We start from the raw sequence: 19499 nt of genomic DNA on the forward strand, positions 1-19499 counted from the left end.
CCGGCCCGAGGCGTGTCGTGGCGGCGGGGGACGAACCAGGTGCTCGTCGGGGACGAGCACTGGCGCCAGGGACTTCTCTATGACATGCGGTCGCGCCAGGTCGTTCGAGAGGGCCTCCCCTGGGGGATGCTGTGGTCACCGGATGGGCGGTTCCTGGCGTGGAACTACGCCAACAGCAGCGAGGATTCGCCCCAGGCCGGTGTCTACGAGCTCGAAACGGGACGTCAGCAACACATCCGCGGCCATGCCTTCGGCTGGGATCCCGCCGATGGCCAGCTCTACTGGGCGGGTGAGTTGGCGGGGGAGTAATGCCTGCCCAGCCCAGGCCGGCTTCCCTGGCGGGGCGCGGCACTGGTCTTCCTCCGGCCCCGGCTCCGCCCCCTCTTGAGGGAGCAGAAATGGCCGCACTTTCGCGCCTGGGGCGAAGACGCCGTGGAACCTCGTCAGGTTCGCCCGCGGCGGAGGCACCAGGGAGGCAAGGCGACGGAGGAGTTCCAGCCCGGTGAAGCGTTTCGACATCGCTGTACCAGAAGCTCATTGACACAGTCGGGACGGATTCGGCCGCAACTCTTTCACCGCGCGTCCGACAATGTAGTTACAACCGTGGCGGCGTAAACATCATGCGCCCCCTCCCCTCCACAGGAGCCCCCCATGGCCGTCGGTGGCGCAAGTTCTTCGTCTCGCAGCAGTTCTGGAAGCAGGTCCTCGGCCGATCGTTCGAGCGTGGGGAGGTCTTCCGCTTCGAAGAGCACCTCGAAGTCCGGCTCGATGGCGGCCGCGCGGGCAGCTGACCGGGCCAGCGTGGCCGGGTATTCCGCTGCGAGCAGCTTCTCGAAGGGCTCGATGGCTTCGGCGCGAGCGGCTGATCGGGCCAGCGTGGCCGGGTACTCCGCTGCAAGCAAACCCTCGAAGTCCGGCTCGATGGCGGCCGCGCGGGCAGCTGACCGGGCCAGCGTGGCCGGGTATTCCGCTGCGAGCAGCTTCTCGAAGTCTGGCTCGATGGCTTCGGCGCGGGCGGCTGATCGGGCCAGCGTGGCCGGCTATACGACGAGCGGATCGCTCCGCAAGGGGGCGGCGAATGAGAGCGTCCGGGCGTTGCAGGATCGGCTGCGCTCGGCGGGATTCAATCCCGGAAAAACTGACGGGAAGTTCGGCAGCATGACGGAGAAGGCGGTTCGCGACTTCCAGCGCTCGGTGGGACTCAAGGCGGATGGCGTCGTGGGACGGCACACGTTCGATGCCCTCAACGGCTCCAAGACAACCACCCGCGCTTCGAGCGTCCCGTCGACGACTGGCCGGCCGTACGAGGCGATGGCTCGGCTCGCGGAACAGCACGGCCTCACCGTGACCTCGACGATGGGAGGAAAGCACAACCCCGGCTCGAAGCACTACCAGGGACGGGCGATCGACGTGCGCACCCGCGGCGTCTCGCCGGAGCGCATCGACGCCTTCATCGCTGATGCCCGGAGCCACGGCTACAACGTGCGCGATGAGCGGTCGCGCCCGCGGGGACAGGCGGTCTGGAGCGGTCCCCACCTCCACATTGATAAGTGAGGCGTGAGCTGCACAGCGAAGGACGCCTGTTCTACTTGCAACAGGGCACAGAGCCAGAAGCAGTCCGGCTGACGCTATGCCCGCAAACGGGACAAGACGGGGCAAGACGAGATAGTGCGGCACAACGAACCGACGTGACCGGCCTTCTTGCGTGCCCCGGGAGCCCGCCCGTCGTCGAACCGCAGCCCATGCGCCAGATGCCGCACCCATCACACGGCGCGGAAGGCTCAACTGCCGGTCCGCCCGAACCAACGCCGGGCCCCCTCCGCCGCCGAGCGCGGTGCCGCGGCCATCATGTCCGCCAGCGTCTGCGAGGCCAGCTCCCGGCGCCAGGCCAGCTCGGCCTTGTGCATGGCGGCGGCGATGGCACACGGCCGCAGGAACTCCCGCGAGGCGGGGTTGGCTTCGGCGCACCGCTTTCGAATCTCGGTGCAGCGGAACGCCTCCTCCGGCCCTTCAATCAGTTTTCACAGAAACAGGTGAACCATGGGACAGAGCGCTGAACCCTCCAAGACGGCCACACTGGTGCTGACGAATCCCAAGGGGCTCTTCGACCCGAGCCCGTACGGCTTCTCCCACGTCGCCCAGGTGGCGCCCGGCACGAAGCTCATCTACCTCGCGGGACAGGGCGGCGAGAACGAGTCCGGCCAGCTCCAACCGGACTTCCGCCTCCAGGTCCGGCAGGCGTTCAGCAACATCCGCACGGCCCTGAAGTCCGTGGGAGCGGACGTGGGCGACGTGGCCAAGCTCACGATGCTGGTGGTGGACCACTCCGAGGAGAAGCTGCGCATCATCGGCCCCGAGCTCGACCAGGCCTGGAATGGGGGCATGAAGCCGACCTGCACCCTGATTCCCGTCCCGCGGCTGGCGCTGGACGGGATGCTCTTCGAAGTCGAGGCGGTGGCCGTCCTGCGCGCCTGAGATGCGCAACACGAAGGGAGTACTCCACCTGGCAGGAAACCAGCCGGCCCCTCTCTGGCCCGCTCATGCATCACCTTGCCGGGGCAGCCTTGGCGTTGATCTCAGCTCGCGGAGGAGGCGCCGCGCCTGATGCGCCTCGGCCGCTACCGCGCGCCCGACGGGAGCACGAGCGAGCTCGGGTTCCTCACCCATGGCGACGATGGCACCTGTTCCACCGATGTGGCCGAGCGCGATATAGATTGCACCAAGGTCGCGGAGGCCAAGGCAATGACACGCAACGCCCGGTTTCCATGCGACCCGCGCCACTGGAGCTGCGCGACCGTCTCCTCGGGCGCGCCGTTCATACATAAGAGGAACCCGATGCGAAATGCGCTCTGGGCGATGGCCGCTCTCACGCTCGTGGCCTGCCGCAGTTCGGAGAACCCGCTCACCGTCGTGGGACTGGCTCCCTCCGACGGGTCGACGCTGCAGAGCAAGTGTCCCATCAAGGTGCAGTTCTCCGACACGGTCCACGACGCCACCCTGAATACGGGCGGCTCAATTGCCCAACCGGGGCCCATCCCGCAGCTGTGGTCCACCACGGAGCGCGAGAACGACACCGCCGAGTTCTACCCGCCCGCCGGAGACTGGAAGACGGGCACCCAGAGCTTCAGCTTCACCGCGAAGGAACTCTTCGGCTCGGAGGTCGCGGGCACGGCGAGCTACCAGGTGCAGAAGACGCCGGACGAGAGCTGGGTGCGCGCAGTGGGTCACCGCCGCGGCAGCTTCGTGCAGGGGTCGTTCTCCGACGTGTGGTTCGCGGACGCCCTCACCGGCTACGCGGTGGAATTCAACGGCTCGATCTTCAAGACGGTCAACGGCGGCTCGTCCTGGACGATGGTGGCGAGTGTCCCGGAGGCGATCTTCGGCGCGGTCTGGGGCCCCGACGCGTCCCACGTCTTCGCGGTGAACGAGGCCGGTTCGCTCTACGCCACGACCGACGGCGGGGCCACCTGGACCGAGGTGGGTCAGTTCCCGCCGGGCGCGGTCGCCGCGCTCCCGATGGAGCTCACCGGCTTGGACGCGAACACGCTCCTGGTGGCGAGCCGGCTGAACATCCTGCGCAGCACCGACGGCGGCCACCATTGGGCCTCGGTGGCCTTCGAGTCCTCGGATCAGTTCAGCGCGCTGTACGTGCGGAGCGCCTCGGAGATGTGGGCGGGGACGCTCGGCGGCGCCTTCTACCGGTCAACCGATTCGGGGGCGACCTGGACCAAGAGCGCCACCGCGGCGCCTTCCAGCATCTTCGGGATCGCCACCAACGGCGCAGGCAAACTGTGGATCGCCGGCGGCGCGAGCACCATCGCGACGTCCACCGACAACGGAGACCACTGGACCGTGCAGATGCAGAAGGCCGGCGGCGAGCAGTGGGCGGGCATCTTCACCGCCGATGGACAGCACCTGTACGTGGCTGGCGTGGTGGGCAGCGTCGCGGGGAGCTCGAACGGCGGCACCAGTTGGACGGTCCAGGACAAGCGCTTCTCCACCCGCTTCGGCGCGATGCACGGGACGCCGTCCGGTGCACCCTGGGCGGCAGGCATCGACGGGTACCTCGTCACCACCGCGAACGGGACCGACTGGACCGACGCCACGCGCGGAAACAACCGGGACCTGCACGCGCTCTGGGTCGTCGATGCTGACCACGTGATTGCCATCGGCGAGGCCTCCACCGTCGTGAACACCTCCGATCGCGGCGCCACCTGGACCAGGCGCGACCTCGGCACCGCCGCGACCAGGCTCACCGCGGTCTATGGCGTGGGCGCCCAACGCTGGGTCACGGACGAGCTCGGGAAGATCCACTACTCGCAGGACCACGGCGACACCTGGTCCGAGCGCGCGTCTGTGAACGAGAAACTGCTCACCCTCTTCGGGCTCGACACGAACCACCTGTGGACCGGCGGCGGCCTCTGCATCTTCGCGGGCGCGACCGTGTACCGCTCGAGCGATGGCGGTCAGAACTGGCAGCCGAGCACGATCAAGGATCTCGCCTGCGTCACCGACCTGTGGGCCGCGGACGCGAACCACGTCTTCGCCGCGGGGATCGCCCCGGGGAACGGCATCACCGGCAAGGCCGCGGTTGCCATCTCCACCGACGGCGGCGCCACCTGGCGCCAGGTGCAGATCGACGACGGCAGCCTGAAGGCAATCTGGGGTGCGGACGCGACCCACCTGTGGGCAGTAGGCGAAGCGAAAGTGCTCAACGCAGCGCAGGGCATGGTGGCGCGCAGCGACGATGGCGGCGCGACCTGGAAGCGGCAGTACTGGGCGGAGGCGGACACCTACGATGACGTGTTCGCGCCGACCGTGGGCCTCGCGTGGGGCGCCGGCAACTGGCGCGGCGCCCAGGCGGTGGTGTTCTCCACGGACAACCCTTGCGGCGTGCCCGGGCGCCAGGCCGAGGTCGCCCGCGAGCTGCGCCACGGCCTGCACGGAACACCCGACGGCAAGCATCTGTGGATGGTCGGCGCCGAGGGAGTGATCCTCACCCTCGACCGGCCTTGAGTCCACGCGCGCGTGGCTCCGAGCGGCGGCTGAGCATCCGCTTTTCGACCAAGGCTCTGGGCTGGAGGTCTGAGCTCAGCAGGACGGCGTGAGGCAACCACAGACGGGCCCGGCTCCGGACGGCGGCGTGTTCGTCCACTGGCCGTTCCAGGTGGCCTTGGCGCCGGCGCAGACGGCCGGGCACCGCTTGTCCGCATCCTGCTGGTTCGCGATGGGGCTCGTCTTCACGTCCGCCGCCTTCATCTGGTAGCAACCACAGACGGGCCCGGCGCCGGACGGCGGCGTGTTCGTCCACTGCCCATTCCAGACGCCATTGGCCCCCTTGCAGACGGACGGGCACCGCTTGTCCGCATCCTGCTGGTTCGCGATGGGGCTCGTCTTGGCGTCCTGCGACTTGGCGGCGCAGCCGCAGACGGGTCCGACTCCAGACGGCGGCGTGTTCGTCCACTGGCCGTTCCACTTGCCGTAGCCCGCCTTCGTACAAACGCCCGGACACGCCGCGTCGGCCGCCTTCTGGTTCGCGATGGGCGAGGTCTTCGCATCACAGGAGGGCGCATCCGCCGCACGCGCCGCACCAACAGACACAAACATCATCACAGCGGTCATCACACTCATCATCCACTTCATGATTCCCTCTCCTTTTGGGCTGCGGTGAATGATTGGATAGTAAGGAAAGCGAGGGTCGGTGACTGTGATGGACCTCACTCGCGAAGCGTGATGCGCGTCACAACCCCTTCATCCAGGCCTCTTCACAAAACCCCTCATCAGCCATCTCCATGAGGAGACACCAGGAGCAGCACATGGCTTGGACGAGCGTCACGGACAGCCAGGGCACCACCTACAGACTCTACACCCAGGAGAAGATGAACAGTTGTGGCTGCGCGGCGGTAATGATGATCATCAAACAGATGCGCACCCCTTCCGCCGCTCAGCGCGAGGCAGTGCTGTCGCCGCTCCCGGCCTCGAGCGGCAACACGTAGCGCAGCACGTAGCGCAGCACGTACTGGTGCAGCCGCTCGCGCTCATCGGACGCGAGGGTGAGCGCCACGTGGGGTGCCTGCCGCGCAATCACTTCGTAGAAGATGAGCTCCTTGCCATAACCCTCCTCAGCGATGCGCAGGAAGCGCTCGAGGGCCGGGTCCTGTGGCTTTCCTTCTTCCCGGTGCGAGTAGGCGACACCGAGCATGCTCAGGCACTCGAACTCCTCGATATCAGTTCGGTGGTACGCGCGCTCGCCGGTCATCTCCTCGCGGTGGCCCTCGTCTCCGAGCCAGAACGCCTTGCACAATCCATAGACCATCCATGCGGAACCCGCTTCGACGTAGACGGTGACACCCTTGCCCTCGGGGCGCGCGATGGTCCGAGGCCGCAGCACGCGGGGCTGCAACTGGATGCCCAGCCTGGTGGCGTTGGAGGTGACGGCGTTCGTCACGTACGGGTGCTCGGGACGTAGCGCGAGCGCCCAGGCGTACATGTCGCGCGCTTCGCCAAACCGACCCAGCTGCGCGAACGCGGTGGCGCGGAAGAAGTAACTGCGGTGGTCATCGGGGTTGAGGCGGGTGGCCTGCTCGTAGCGCGTGAGCGCCGTCTTCGGGTCACCCGAGAAGAGCGCCACATCCCCCAGGCCGAGTGCCGCGAGGTAGTTGCCCGGCTCCTTCGCGAGCGCCTGTGTATACAGCTTCTCCGCCTCCTCGTAGCGCCTGGCCCGGTAATGCGGCTCGGCCTGCTCGATGAGCGCCATCGCCCCGGAATCGAACCTCGCCGGCCGCACGACCCGCGTGCCGTCCGCGGTCAGCTCGACCACCGGGTACTCGATGGGGTCGGGGCCGTAGGGCCAGACGAAGTCCAGGAGTTGCTCGGGGGCCATGCCCTCGAGGCTCTCGAGGTCACGGATGAGGTACTCCACCGGAGAGGACTGCAACCGCTGAATCAACTCCGAGGGCGAGAGGAAGGCGTGAGCCCGCGTACGTGGCTCCGAGCGTACGTTCTGCGCCACAGCCACGCCGGAGCCTTCCCCGGACGCGGGCTCGGACGCGGGCTCGGACGCGGGCCTGGGCGCGGTGGCGCAAGCGGACGTGAGCAACAGGAATGCAACCCTGCGGAAACGGCTACGCGACATGACTCCCCCTCTCTGGATGACAGCAGACGGCGGAGACTACCACTCGGCGGGGAAACACCTCTCCATGCCTTCTTGGAAGGATTCTCTCTTTCTCATGCTCATGAAGGCCCGAGAGCGTCTGGGCGCTTCCGGCTCCGTCTCGTTTGAGGAAGTTCCTAATTCGACCAAAACAGTTTAAACTGACAATCAGGCCCATCCAGCATTACAAGATTATTTCGGCATCTCTGTTCGGATGGGCCTCTGCCGCGATTTCGCCGTTGAACCTGAACACGCTCACTGGAGCACTCACCGGAGAAGGACTCCCATGCCATTGATGTCGATCCGTTGGACCGTCACGACTACTGCCCTGGTGGCAGCCATCGCCCTGAGCGGCTGCGGAGGGGTTGTCGAGCCACCCGCCGATGGGGAGAAGCTGACCCCGGAAGAGCTGGCCACAACGGCCGCCGCGCTGACACCTGCTGGCACGGCGGGCGGCTGGTTCGCGTACAACTTTCAGATCGGCGCTGGGAGCGCGACGGCCTGTACGGGTGCGCGCTACGTGCGCTACGTGTCCAAGTACAACAAGTGGGTGGGTGCGGTCCTGTGCGGCAGCAAGAACCGCTACAAGCTGTACATGAGCAGCAGCCAGACTGGCACCTACTACCAGCTGGCGGACTACAGCGGGCACGGTCAGGACCATTGCGAGCTGGTCAATACCCAGTTCACCCTGCCCAACGATGATGACATCACCAGTGGAGGCTGCACCAACTGCGCCCTGGGAGCGCTGATCGACCCGATCGGCGTCCAGGTCTATGCGCGCAGCGCCGTCGGCGGCGCCTTCAGCCTGGCCACCGCGGTGGACTGGGGCGACCTGAGCACCGAGTGGTACGAGTGCGGTGTGCCCGTGACCGAGTGGCGCACCTATACCTTCAAGACCTACGGCTCGGTGCGCTACTGCTCAGGGGATCGCTACGTGCGCTACGTGCCCAAGTACAACAAGTGGGTGGGCGCCGAGCTGTGCGAGTCCAATCGCTACAAGCTGTACATGAGCAGCAGCGAGACGGGCACCTACTATGAGATCGCGGACTACGCCGGGCACGGTCAGGACCACTGCGAGCTGGTCAATTCCCAGTTCACCCTGCCCAATGAAGATGACATCACCAGCGGTGGCTGCACCACCTGTGCCCTGGGGAACCTGCTCGACCCGATCGGCGTCCCGGTCTATGCGCGCGGCTACTTCGGTGAGGCGTTCAACCTGGTCACCTCGGTGGACTGGGGCGATCTGACCACCGATTCGTACCGCTGCGGCATCTCCATCCAGTAGCCAGAAGAGGCTCGCAGGCCGAGCATCTGGAAGGGCCCGAAAGGACCCTTCCAGTGCAGTCCCAGGCGCAGCGGCGTCGTGACACGGCTGTGCCCCCTCTTCCCTTGGAGCATCCTCAGCTCCACGTGCGCTGCTGGTTGCGAGCGTTCTTCTCCCGGAACGCCTGCTCCAGGTCTACGCCGACACGGTTGGCGATGGCCAGCAGGTAGTTGAAGACATCCACCAGCTCTTCGGAGAGGTTGGCTCGGGCCTTGTCCGTCGGCGTGCCCTGGCCCTCGTCGAAGAGCTTGTTGTAGCGGCGCACCGCCTTGAACAGCTCCCCCATCTCCTCCCCCATGAGGAAGCAGTTGTGCACGAGGTCCACCTTCAGCCATCCATGCAGCGTCTCGAGCTCGTGGATGTAGCGCTGGTAGTCCTTCATCGGCGCGCCCTCGGGGAGGGTAATCGTGCCTCCCTCCTGGCGGTTCTCAACGGCTCCTGCCTCGCCCTGGTCGAACGAGTGGGGGAGCCCGGGGAGGACGGGGCGCACCACGGTGTTGTACGTGTCGATCATCGCCATGACTTCGGCGTCGTACGTCTCGGTCCACTCCTTGCTGCCGTAGAAGGCGTCGAGCACCTTCGTGCGGTGCTCGAGCGACGGGTACGCGCGCATCAGGCAGTAGCTGTCCGTGTCATGGAGGGAGGGGCCGAAGTCGACCACCGTGATGCCCTGGCGCCGCATCAGCGCGACGGCGCCCGTGCGGAAGAGGGTATCGAACCGCTCCCGCGTGCCGGGGCGCAGCTTGTACGTGCGAATCTCCAGGAAGCGGTTGTCCGTCGGCATGGTGTGTTCCTTCCTCTGCGTCTGCTGGATGCGCGGAGGGTACACACAATCGGGGCCGCGGGCTCTGGTGCCTGTTAGGGTGCACCCGCATGGAACGCATCCTCCTCTGGGGCTCGGCGCTCATCCCGAGCCTCGTCGTGCTCTGGTACGTCTACGCTTACGACCAGTTCCCCGAGCCACGCGCACTCCGGGTGAGGACCTTCTTCCTCGGCTTTTGCCTCTGCCCGCTGGCGATCCTCCTGAGCGTGCCGCTCCATGCGCAGAGCCTGAGACTGGCGACGGGGTTGTGGAGCACGGCATGGTGGAGCACCCTCCTCCTGCTCGCCATTCCCCTGGAGGTCTGCAAGTTCCTCCTGTTGTCCCTCTACGTGCGGAGCAAGCCCGCCTTCAACGAGCCCCTGGATGGTGTCGTCTACGGCACCACCGCCTCGCTCGGCTTCGCCATGTTCGAGAACCTCTTCATCGCGACCCTGGACAGCCCGAGCCTCGCCATGCCGCGCATGGTCCTCTCGGTCATGGGGCAAGCCGCCTGTGGCATGGTGATGGGGGCCTGCGTGGGCCGCGCGCACTTCACCTCCGACGGGGCCCAGCGCCGCAAGCTCATGGCCACGGGGCTGGGCAGCGCCATCCTCCTGCACGTCCTGGTGGTGACCCCGTTGGCCACCCGGAGCGTTCGGGCCTGCTTCCTGGCGCTCCCCGTGAGCTGCCTTGGCCTGTACTGGGGACGGAAGCTTTTCATGGCACTCCGCAACGAGCAGACCCGGCTCTTCCATGTGTTGGAACACCAGGCCCGGGCACTCGCCACGGGTGACACGGGCCCGGAGATGGCACCGGAGGTGGAATGGGCTGGGGTCCCACGCCAGCCCCCTCTCGAACGAACCTACTGGGCGTGGGTCAAACTCGGCCTGGGGGGCCTGGGGCTCTGCTTCTGTGGGCTGCTCTGGTACTTCACGATCTCCGGCATCCACGAGCAACGCCCGACCCTCAATGCCGATGGCTACATCTCATGGGCGCTCTTCGCGCTCGTCGTCAACATGCCGCCCACCTGGGTCTGCTTCCGCGTGTTCCGCTCGGGGCTGCGCGAGCCCCTCGTGGCCTCGCCCGTGTCGTAAGCGAAGGCAGGCACACGCGCTGGCACGGTGGCACAGCTGTGCCACCGCACCTGTGCCACCCGCCGAAGCGCCGCCCTCGCGCCGTCCGACGTAACCCCCGGATCTTCGAGCGGATTCCGTGCTCAGGCCCATTTCCCTGGAGCGCCAGGAATCCTGGCCGGCGTCTTGCTGAAGGGGGACGCAGGCCACGAGGCCGGGAGGCTTTCATGACAATTTCGAGGACGATCATGCTGCTGGGGGCGCTGTGCGCGTCCATGGCGGCGCTGGGAGAGGCGCAGGCGGCGACATGCACGGCGCCCGCCTGCACGAAGGTCATCGACAACGGTCCAGACGCGGGCAAGAAGGTCGTCGTCATCATGGGCGACGGCTTCGCGTCGGGAGATCAGACTTCGTACAACACGAACGTGCTGAACCTGGTGACGCAGGGCATGTTCGGCAATGACTTCTTCGCCGAAGAGCAGAACGCCTTCAACGTGTACCGCATCAACCTCACCTCGGTGGACTCGGGGATGAGCAAGATTACCTACGACGAGAACGGCACCTCGAGCGACGGCAGCGATGACACCGTGGTGAGCATCGCCGACAAGAACACGCCGCTGCGCTATCGCTTCTCGGGCTCGTGGGCACACTGCTGGCTGGAGCACACCTGGTCGGGTGGCATCGACCTCACGGAGAGCGCGAAGAACGCGGCCCTGGCCAACAACGGACTGAGCCACGCGGACTACGTCATCGTGCTGTTGAACGACCCGGCCTACGGCGGGTGCAACCGGGGGCCTCGGGACATCGTCCAGCCGCTGGGCATCTCGTGGCAGGTGGTGGCGCACGAGGCGGGCCATGGCATTGGCGGACTGCGTGACGAGTACTCCGCGGGCCGTGGGGCCTATTCGGGCTCGCTGGTGAACACGATGAACTGCTCGTCGGTGCTCGACCGCAGCTCGGTGGTGTGGAACCGCTTCATCGACCCCGCCACCCCGGTGGTCACCAGCCTGCTGGCCGGCATGGACAGCAACCGCACGGTGGGCGAGTTCACGGGTTGCAGCACCTACGACTCGGGCATCTACCGGCCGGTGCACAACTGCCGGATGAAAGGCAATACGCCCAATTATTGCCCGGTGTGCCAGACGCTCATGCGCAAGCAGCTCTACCCGAACCTGGAGCACACCTTCGACACCGCGCTGACCGGCGACTTCGACGGTGACGGGCGCGATGACGTGCTCATCCACAATGGTGGCGACCTGGCCATCTATCGCACCAGCACCAGCCCCTATCAGTCCAACCGCGTGTGGACGGCCAACAACATGGTGCCGGCGATGCCGGGCGGATCCTATACCTGGACGCTCAGGCCCGGGGACCGCTACTCCGTGGGCGACTTCGACGGTGACGGCAAGGATGACGTCTACGTCATCAACACCACCGACTGGTACACCCCCTACATCGGACTGCTGCGCTCCAACGGCACCGGTCTCGAGGCCGTCCTCTGGTACGGCACCTCGGTGCCGGGCTACGGCAACATCGGCACGGCGGACCAGCTCTTCGTCGCGGACTTCGACGCGGACGGAAAGAAGGACCTGTATCTGTTCACGGGCTCGAGCTCGAGCACCGTCTCCCTGGGCCTGCTGCACTCCACGGGGACCGGCCTCACCACCACCATCCGCTACGACGGTGCGGTGCCCGGCTGGAGCATGCGCGCCGGTGACAAGCTGTACGTGGCCGACTTCGATGGCGACAACCGCGAGGACCTCTACGTCTTCAACGGCGTGAACTGGGCCTACAAGTACCTGGGCATGCTGCGCAGCTCCGGCACCGGCATCTCCGACATCAAGCTGTACACCACCACGCTCGCCTCCGGCTGGAACATGGGCGCCAATGACCAGCACTTCGTGGCGGACATCGATGCGGACGGCAAGGATGACCTGTATGTCTTCAACGGCACCGACTGGTCCGTCGCCTACCTGGAGCTGACGCACTCCTCGGGCACCACGCTGGACTACGCCGCCCGCTACGACGACGACTCCGCCACCGCCTGGGCCACCAACATCCCCGGCTGGACGATGAAGAAGGGCGACCGCTTCTTCGTCTCGGACGCCAACAAGGATGGGCGGGGCGACCTGTTCGTCTACAACACCACCGACTGGAACACGCAGTACCTGGGCACCCTCATGTCCGGGGGCACCACGCTCAGCGGCAGCTGGTCCGCGGACTGGGTGGGCAGTTGGAACCTGGGCGTCTCGGACCAGTTCCTGAGCGCCAACTACGAGGGCGGCGCGGGCAAGGCGGACCTCTTCGTGCGCAACACCGAGTGGTTCGGGTTGATCCGCCGCACCAGCTCCGGCTTCACGATGGATCGCCACTACTACCACTGGATCTACACGCCTCTGTACGACTCGAAGCCCTGGTCGGACAGCATGCCGTGAGCGCGGACGAGCCCACGTACCCATCTTCCACTTCGAACACGCAGAGGTTTGCAATCATGACTTCCAAGAGGAGCAACACCCCGGGCCGCAAGGTCCTGATGATGGCGCTGGCGGGTGCTCTCAGCAGCCTGCCGGCGATGGCGGACAACCCCCACGCTGGCACGCCCCAGGGCTTCCAGGCCGAGGGCCGAGCCCAGCAAGGGGAGCGGATCTCCGTCACCTCGGGCAGCCGCATGCCCGGCAGCGAGCTGCCTCCCGGCAAGGCCCGGCCAGGCGTGGAGGCGAGCCCCGGAGCGCTCGCGGCGGGAGGGCAGGCGATGAGCATGGAGGAGGCGCTGCGCCAGTCCCCGCCGGTGGTGCGCCGCGAGCCGAGCGCGCCCGCGACCCTGGCCCGGGGAGGCACGCAGCAGGGGGCCCGGCAAGACGCAGCATCCCAGGGCTCACACCTGGTGCTGGTGCTGCGAGTGACCACGGACGGCAGCGCGGAGCTGGTGAGCGCCACCGAGCTGGCGGGCAAGGTGGCCCTCTCCCCCGAGCCCAAGGGAGACTTCCTGTACGAGGTGTCCGACGGGGCGCGCACGCTGGCGGTGGAGGGACTGCCAGATCCCTTCGAGGCGCACAGCTACGGGGGGCGGGCGGATGAAACCTCGGGGCACCACTTCCAGGCGGAGCGCGAGACAACGGTCGTGGTGCGCGTGCCGGGAATGAGCCTGCGCGACGCGGTGGAGAAGCTGGACGTGAAGCTGTACCGGCTCAACCCGGGTGAGCCCTCGGGCCACCTGACGCCGGAGCGGCTGACGGAGCTCAAGCAGGGGCAGCAGCTGCGTACACTGGTGCACCTGCGCGCCGACGCGCTCGGACCGCAGATCCGCGGCAAGGGCATCCGCGCACAGCAGTAGAGACGCCGCGAAAGGTGTCAGAGGATTCGTAGAGCGCATCGCACGACTCGAATCCTCTGACACCTCCCCAGCGCTCGAGGGCTGGGACTTGCCGGGCGCGCACAGTCGCGGCAGGCTGGCTGCCAGGTGTTGGCCGGGACACATCAGGAGCTCGCGACCCATGCGACACCTGTTGAACCACTTGTGGAGCCTGCTGGCTCTGCTCAGCCTGCTCGTCGTTCGGACTGGAAGTGCCGCCGATCCTCTCTGCATCGAGTGCATCAACGTCCGCATCGACCGCCCGCGTATCGTCCGGGGACCTGCCGCGGATGAGCTGGACGGCTTCTTCAACGAGATCCGGCTGGCCAATGGCCTCAAGCGGGGATTCACCGCGAACGCGACCACCTATGCGATTGACGGCAAGGAAGCCGGGGACATGGGGGGCGTACGGCGTGCGGTTCTGAGCGCCGGTCCAGCGGGCTCCTCCGACGAGTGCGGGCGATGGATGAGCGACACGGTGAAGGTGGGCGGTACCGTCCTCGGGTTCGTCCACACGGAGAGTGATTGCAACTACTTGATGGAGCAGACCCACAAGGCGATGAGCTTCGCCACGTCCACCGATGAAGGGCTCACATGCGGGGGCAGATCCTCACCGGCACCGATGCGCCGACCTCAGGCATCCACACGGGCGAGGGCGATTGCACCATCATCCGGGCCGCTGACGGCTACTACTACGCGTACTGCCTGCGGGCGCGCGACTGGGAGACCATCGTCGCGCGCGCGCCGGTGGCGAGCCCGGGTCCCGGCAACTGGTTCAAGTATCATGGCACCTCCTGGAGCCAGCCCGGACTGGGCGGAGAGGCCACCGGCCTCGGGGCCCTGGGCAGTTCGGCAGCGCACTGGGTGACCCAGGATCAAATCCTCCTGCTGGGCACGGACGAATGGTTCGGGGGCTTGAAGGCCTCCTTCTCCAGCGACAAGCACAGCTTCCGCACCCTGGGCGAGCCGTTGATCCTCTTGGATGGCGATTCGTGGAAGCGCCCCGCGCCGACGGAGCTCATCGCCTACCCCAGTGTCCTGAGTCCGGACACCGTCGACCATGAGATCCGCAACCCGTTCATCCTGACCTATACCTATGTCCAGCCGGGGGAGGGGTTCGACAAGCGGTACCTGGTGTTCCGCGACGTCTGGATGTGGATGTCCCCCACTCCCGTCTCCCCTCAGGTCGGCATTGCACTGTCGCGTTGGTACAACGCCACCACCCAGGACCGTTGGAGCACGACGGCACCCGTCCCCAACGGCGACGGGGCGTATGTGTACGAGGGCCTCCTGGGCTATCTGATGACGAAGCCCCATCCCACGCTGGCGACGGTCAAGCTGGAGGATTGCGTGAGCGACTGGCCCGGACACCCCGACCACCTCCTGGCCGACTGCGCGGCGGACGGGTACTCCTGGTTGCGGACGGCGGGGTGGGTCTTCGAGGAACCCCAACCGAACACCCTGCCCCTCTACCGCTGCTACGACTCCAAGGTGCAGCAGCACTTCGTGTCGAACCAGTCCGACTGCGAGGGCCACGGCACCCAGGAATGGTTGATGGGTTACGCGCTGGCCCGGTGAGGCAACGGACCGCCATGCCGATCAGGGCAAGCGTGGACATCGCGCGCCAGACGAAGAATTGGCCAGACGACCCGCAGAAGGTGTCAGACTCGACTTTCGCCATTTTCAGGCCGGAGAGAGCCTCAGTGCATGTGGCTTTAGGTTGAGGCGGTGGAGTTGAGACCTTCGTGTGAAGGCGGGGCCGACGAGCAGAAGTATCGACAGCAACGTGTTCAATGAGGGGGCGGTCATCGGTGTACTGGATGGGAAAAGTCTTGGTCGACTTCTCAACCATTCCCGTTGGCCGCCCTCCTCCTGCGCTCCCGCCCTCCTCGCCAGCTCTCCTCAAAATGGCGAAAGTCGAGTATGACACCTCCCCAAGACACCTCCCCAACCCGCGAGCGGTGCCGAACATCAAAGGCTGGAGCGCCCGCCGATCTCCGGGAAACGCTCGTAGGCCCGTTTAAGCGCGTCCAGGTGGGCAGGGTTGTCGAGGTCGAGCGGCGCATCCGTGAGTTGCACAACCCACCCGCCCGACGCCGTGCGCCGCGCCAGTGAGAGCAGGTCCGAATCGCGAGCAGGGTCTGGGAACCTGATGGCTTCTGCAGCGGCGGCCGACCAGTAGTTCAGCCACCCCAGATAATGTGGGATCTCGGGCAAGCGGATCTTGTCGGGGAGTTTGAGCGCTGGCAGCCCGCGTGGTGGACGTGGAGGCCCTTCCAATGTGGGATTCGTCTGCTGTGCGATCTCCACACCCGCGTTGAACGGCGTCGCGTGCCCCCAGAACGAGCGTGCGCCCTCCGCTACGGCTTCCAGCACATCCACTGCTGCCGCGATGCCGGCTGCGTCTAGCGGCAGGTCCGCATGGACTTCAAAGTGCGGCGGGCTGCCTGCAGCAAGACCGTTCGGGTTTTCCCAACCAGCAATCGTCACGAGGTGGTTATCGTCATTATTGCAGAGGAACGGAAACCCGCCGTCTGTTCTGTTTGCCGCGACCCACTCATCGCGGCGAGGCAATGCAATAAAGTCTTCCTTTTCGGAAGTCGTCCATCCCAGGCGCAAGCCCGGAAGCGCACGTTCCATCCCATAAATGATGGTGAGAGGCCGCATATCGGAACCCACGAGTGCAGGCGCATAGACGATGATGCCAAGCTCATTGTGACCAGACGTCATTTCAGCACCAGTCCATGACGACGACTTTGAGGGAGCGATCCGCGAATAGCAATGCGGTCTTGTGAGCTTCACTGCGCACGCCAACAATGAAGTCATACCCACATTCCTTGGCGAGCTTGGCCTCGCGCTGTATCTCGCTCAATTTCATTTTGATGAAGAACCTCTGCGAGTGAGGTGAGTGCTTGCCAAAATCATCCGTCTTGACCTCCCAGAGCGTACGCGTGGCCAGCTGCAGCGCGTCGAAGCTCTTCCCATTCACATACACGTCCCCGCCGGGAAAGCTGTTATTCGGCATCTTGTCGGCGCACTCGTTATGAGGGTCATGTCCGCCGAGGTGGCGCGGCAATGGGATGGGCTTGCATCTCGGGTCGTCTTCCTCCACGAGGGCGGACGGGGGCTGCTTCTGCGTCGAGAGCTCCCGGGCCGGTGCTTTCGTCGCACGCGGTTGGGCCTCAAGCTCCACCATGAGCTGCTGCGAGGCCTCCGACACGTCTCGCAGCCGTGCCTCGAACTCCCGTTGAGCGTCTACCCACTCCGGGCGGCGGTCGATTTCTGCTGAGGCGGTATTGGAGGGGTAGAGCAGGACCAAGCCCACGAGCAACGGACCCACCCGGGAGAGCGCTCCGGCGACCGTTCTGGCTCGGCCCGCCTGGGCAAGACCCTCCGCCCTCCTCACTACCTCGGCGGCTTGCCCGCTCGTCTTCGCGGCGCTGGAGAAGCGCTCGAAGGCCCGTTCCGCTGCGGTAAGCTTGCGATCCAACACCTCCCATTGACGCGGCTCCAAGTCATTACGCGCTCGAGACAGCAGGGCCCTGGCTTGGTCCAGGTCCACCTTTCCAATTCGCGACCCTTGCTGCACCGGCTCCATCGGCGCGGACACGAGCCGGATGCTGGGGCCCGAGGGAAGAGTCGGGACGAAGGCGTGAGGCCGAGGCATCGGCGGCGGGGGGGGGCGCGCTCGCGCAGGCAGAGAGAAATAGCAGCAGTGAGAAGCAAGCGCGTAGACGCATGGGGACGTCCTTATCAAACAAGTGGGGCGCCGTGGGTCAAGGCGGCTCCGTTCTGGGGTATGCCGCCCGCTTTGACAGCGAGAATGCCCGACGCCTGCCGGAGTGAGCACCTCGGCGCTCGCGAGCGGTGCGAACACGGCGTCAGAGGAGGCGCTAACTGAGCAGCCCCGGATATGCCCACCCCCGTGCCGACCCCCGCCGAAGGCGAAGAAGGTGTCAGAGGATTCGTAGAGCGCATCGCACGACTCGAATTCTCTGACACCTCTCCAGGTGAATGCCACCCGATCACCGTGGAGTGGCGCGGTTCGACTGGCCGCGGAGCATCCGCTCCAGGAGCATCGGCGCGCCGTCCCGGGCGTGGGAGATGGCCACCATGGCCGCGAACCCCGCGACCGCGAGCATGATCGCGCTCTTCGCCGCGAGGCGATTGTGGAACCCGGTGACGGCCAGGCCGACCAGCAGCAGGATGTGGCTGACATACCAGGTGAGCGCCAGACGCCCCGTGGACACGAGCGCATTCCGCGCGTGTGCCGGAAGGTGTTCCGCGAGGACGAAGCCGACTCCAATCACCAGGCCCGCGAACCCGAAGGCGGAGAGGATGAACTGCGGCATGGGCGGCATCGAATGCGTGCCAAGGATCGCGGCGATGCCTTGCGGACCCAGGCTCGAAGCCAGGGAGCTCCGACCCGCCAGCTGGATGAGCGCCATCGAGGCGAGCTCCGCAACAAGAAGGAGTACGCCCCCCGTGAGCAGCATCCGCCGCGCTGTCCCGCCGTCACGCCAGTCCAGACGGGAGAGGCGCAAGCCCAGCACGAAGAAGGCGAGCCACGGAATCAAGGGCCGGAATCCATCGATGACGAGGTTCGACACGAATCCGGAGGGCGTCCAGAGACCACGATAGGTCAGCGTTGCCCACTCCCAGCGCGCATCCCAGTCGATGAATGCAGCGGCGACAGGAAAGCCAAGGACCAACACCGCGATGAGGAGCGTGAGTGCTCGCGATGACCCTCGGTGCAACAGCGGCGCGGCGAGGAGTGCGACGCCGTAGAGCCGCAGGATGTCGCCAGGCCAGATGACGAGGTTGAGCACCCCCAGCGTGCCGAGGAACGCGGCCCGGCGCCACAGTACGCGGCGATGACTGGAGTCCTCCGTCCGTGCCAGGAGTTGTCCCACGCCGAGGCCCGCCAAGAGGACGAACGTGGCTGCGGCGCGTCCGTCGCACAGGTTGAAGACGAAGCGGTCGAGGCCCGACAGACGCTCCGTGGGTGGCCCCAGGACGAGCACCGAGTGCACCACGAGCATGCCGCAGATGGCGAGCGAGCGGGCAATGTCAAACCCGTGGATGCGCGCCGATGCCGAGGGTGAGTCCGTCATCGCCGATTCTCCTGCCTTCCACCCGGGAGTGAGGACACGGCGTGCCCGTGCAGGAAGGTCTCGAGGAAGGTGCGCGAGGCGTCATTCGCGGCGAGGTCTCCGCGAGCGACCGCCATCCATGCCGCATACAGAAGGGCCTCGAAGGAGGAGAACAGCCAGGCGAGCGGAACATCCCGGCGAAGCACGCCCTTCTCACGAGCCCGGTCCAGGACAGCTCCGATCCGCTCATCGACGCGCGCTTCAGCGGCTTTGAGCTCTGGGTCCTCTTCGAGCTCGGAAGCGACGAGGAGAAACCGGAGCTTTTCACCCCATGGGACGAGTGCGGTCGCCATCGCGTCCAGCGCCGCCGCCGGAGGGAGCTTCTCGAACGGATGGGCGCGAAGGGCCTGCTCGAGCTGGGCGATGGCATCCAGACCCGCCGCGCGAATCAGCTCCGTGCGCGAACCGAAGTGCCGGTGCAGCGTCGCACGCCCTACGCCCGCAGTTCTCGCGACCTCGTCCAAGGACGCGGAGGGGTTGGCCGCGAACACCTGCGCGGCGGTGCTCAGCAGCAGGGCCCGGGTCCCAGAAGGGGCCGCGGAGGATGGAGGGTCTCCGATACCTCGTCGTCTCATATGAGACATATTTGTCTCATGCGGGAGCGAGTGTCAATCCGGGCGAGAGAAATGCGGTCCACGCTCG

Annotated in this window: 19 protein-coding genes and 1 pseudogene; 10 read left to right on the plus strand and 10 right to left on the minus strand. The window is 66.4% G+C overall.

What is annotated here, in order from left to right:
• Nucleotides 1–309, plus strand: a 309-nt coding sequence (locus tag DAT35_RS61670; RefSeq protein ID WP_233262303.1) for a hypothetical protein, incomplete at its 5' end; no start/stop codon positions are given.
• Nucleotides 310–432: 123 nt separating this feature from the next.
• Here the strand turns inward: DAT35_RS61670 and DAT35_RS61675 are convergent.
• Both DAT35_RS61675 and DAT35_RS60370 read right to left on the minus strand, forming a co-directional pair.
• Nucleotides 433–519: pseudogene (locus DAT35_RS61675) on the minus strand (hypothetical protein); the annotation flags it as partial.
• A gap of 53 nt (nt 520–572) precedes the next feature.
• Nucleotides 573–902: a hypothetical protein gene (locus tag DAT35_RS60370; protein WP_199243314.1), complete on the minus strand. Its 330-nt coding sequence runs from the start codon at nt 900–902 to the stop codon at nt 573–575.
• A 97-nt stretch (nt 903–999) separates the two neighbouring features.
• On the opposite strand from DAT35_RS60370, the gene DAT35_RS56155 reads away from it, so the two are divergent.
• Nucleotides 1000–1554 carry a peptidoglycan-binding protein gene (locus DAT35_RS56155; protein ID WP_199243315.1) on the plus strand — a complete coding sequence of 185 codons (555 nt, stop codon included), beginning with the start codon at nt 1000–1002 and terminating at the stop codon, nt 1552–1554.
• Nucleotides 1555–1781: 227 nt separating this feature from the next.
• Here DAT35_RS56155 and DAT35_RS62035 read toward each other — a convergent pair whose 3' ends face one another.
• Nucleotides 1782–1907 (minus strand): hypothetical protein, encoded by a 126-nt coding sequence (locus DAT35_RS62035; protein ID WP_255415272.1) that lies wholly within the window; start codon nt 1905–1907, stop codon nt 1782–1784.
• 133 nt (nt 1908–2040) lie between these two features.
• Between DAT35_RS62035 and DAT35_RS56165 the strand changes: the two genes are divergently transcribed.
• Both DAT35_RS56165 and DAT35_RS56170 read left to right on the plus strand, forming a co-directional pair.
• A complete protein-coding gene (locus DAT35_RS56165) occupies nt 2041–2475 on the plus strand; it encodes a RidA family protein (RefSeq protein WP_108077725.1) in 435 nt (144 codons plus the stop codon).
• A 360-nt stretch (nt 2476–2835) separates the two neighbouring features.
• Nucleotides 2836–5016, plus strand: coding sequence for a YCF48-related protein (locus DAT35_RS56170; protein ID WP_158502400.1), 2181 nt, complete (start codon nt 2836–2838; stop codon nt 5014–5016).
• Nucleotides 5017–5091: 75 nt separating this feature from the next.
• Here DAT35_RS56170 and DAT35_RS56175 read toward each other — a convergent pair whose 3' ends face one another.
• The gene (locus DAT35_RS56175; RefSeq protein WP_108077727.1) at nt 5092–5643 is read right to left on the minus strand and encodes a mannan-binding lectin; all 552 of its coding nucleotides are present in this window, start codon (nt 5641–5643) and stop codon (nt 5092–5094) included.
• A gap of 173 nt (nt 5644–5816) precedes the next feature.
• On the opposite strand from DAT35_RS56175, the gene DAT35_RS56180 reads away from it, so the two are divergent.
• Nucleotides 5817–5996 carry a hypothetical protein gene (locus tag DAT35_RS56180; protein ID WP_108077728.1) on the plus strand — a complete coding sequence of 60 codons (180 nt, stop codon included), beginning with the start codon at nt 5817–5819 and terminating at the stop codon, nt 5994–5996.
• Here DAT35_RS56180 and DAT35_RS56185 read toward each other — a convergent pair.
• Complete coding sequence (locus DAT35_RS56185) at nt 5945–7135, minus strand: M48 family metallopeptidase (RefSeq protein ID WP_108077729.1); 1191 nt, start codon at nt 7133–7135, stop codon at nt 5945–5947. The genes DAT35_RS56180 and DAT35_RS56185 overlap by 52 nt on opposite strands.
• 304 nt (nt 7136–7439) lie before the next feature.
• On the opposite strand from DAT35_RS56185, the gene DAT35_RS56190 reads away from it, so the two are divergent.
• Nucleotides 7440–8438, plus strand: a complete 999-nt coding sequence (locus DAT35_RS56190) for a hypothetical protein (protein WP_146210311.1) — start codon at nt 7440–7442, stop codon at nt 8436–8438.
• A 115-nt stretch (nt 8439–8553) separates the two neighbouring features.
• Here DAT35_RS56190 and DAT35_RS56195 read toward each other — a convergent pair whose 3' ends face one another.
• A complete protein-coding gene (locus DAT35_RS56195) occupies nt 8554–9261 on the minus strand; it encodes an NIPSNAP family protein (protein WP_108077731.1) in 708 nt (235 codons plus the stop codon).
• Nucleotides 9262–9350: 89 nt separating this feature from the next.
• On the opposite strand from DAT35_RS56195, the gene DAT35_RS56200 reads away from it, so the two are divergent.
• The 4 genes from DAT35_RS56200 (at nt 9351) to DAT35_RS56215 (ending at nt 15282) form a co-directional block, all read left to right on the plus strand.
• Nucleotides 9351–10373, plus strand: a complete 1023-nt coding sequence (locus DAT35_RS56200) for a PrsW family intramembrane metalloprotease (protein ID WP_108077732.1) — start codon at nt 9351–9353, stop codon at nt 10371–10373.
• 206 nt (nt 10374–10579) lie between these two features.
• Entirely contained in the window at nt 10580–12787 is a 2208-nt protein-coding gene (locus DAT35_RS56205; protein ID WP_158502402.1) for a M64 family metallopeptidase, read from the plus strand.
• A gap of 56 nt (nt 12788–12843) precedes the next feature.
• The gene (locus DAT35_RS56210; protein ID WP_108077734.1) at nt 12844–13686 is read left to right on the plus strand and encodes a hypothetical protein; all 843 of its coding nucleotides are present in this window, start codon (nt 12844–12846) and stop codon (nt 13684–13686) included.
• Between the two features lie 612 nt (nt 13687–14298).
• Nucleotides 14299–15282 carry a hypothetical protein gene (locus DAT35_RS56215; protein WP_108077735.1) on the plus strand — a complete coding sequence of 328 codons (984 nt, stop codon included), beginning with the start codon at nt 14299–14301 and terminating at the stop codon, nt 15280–15282.
• A gap of 393 nt (nt 15283–15675) precedes the next feature.
• On the opposite strand, the gene DAT35_RS56220 is transcribed toward DAT35_RS56215, so the two are convergent.
• From DAT35_RS56220 to DAT35_RS56235, 4 genes are all read right to left on the minus strand, one after another.
• A complete protein-coding gene (locus tag DAT35_RS56220) occupies nt 15676–16434 on the minus strand; it encodes a DUF5953 family protein (RefSeq protein WP_108077736.1) in 759 nt (252 codons plus the stop codon).
• Between the two features lies 1 nt (nt 16435).
• Nucleotides 16436–17194, minus strand: a complete 759-nt coding sequence (locus DAT35_RS60375; protein ID WP_199243316.1) for a DUF6310 domain-containing protein — start codon at nt 17192–17194, stop codon at nt 16436–16438.
• A gap of 535 nt (nt 17195–17729) precedes the next feature.
• Nucleotides 17730–18818, minus strand: coding sequence for a DUF418 domain-containing protein (locus DAT35_RS56230; protein ID WP_108077737.1), 1089 nt, complete (start codon nt 18816–18818; stop codon nt 17730–17732).
• Entirely contained in the window at nt 18815–19432 is a 618-nt protein-coding gene (locus tag DAT35_RS56235) for a TetR/AcrR family transcriptional regulator (protein ID WP_158502404.1), read from the minus strand. Before DAT35_RS56235 ends, DAT35_RS56230 begins: the two co-directional genes overlap by 4 nt.
• Nucleotides 19433–19499 lie beyond the last annotated feature (67 nt).

The organism is Vitiosangium sp. GDMCC 1.1324 (assembly GCF_003044305.1).
Taxonomy (GTDB): domain Bacteria; phylum Myxococcota; class Myxococcia; order Myxococcales; family Myxococcaceae; genus Archangium.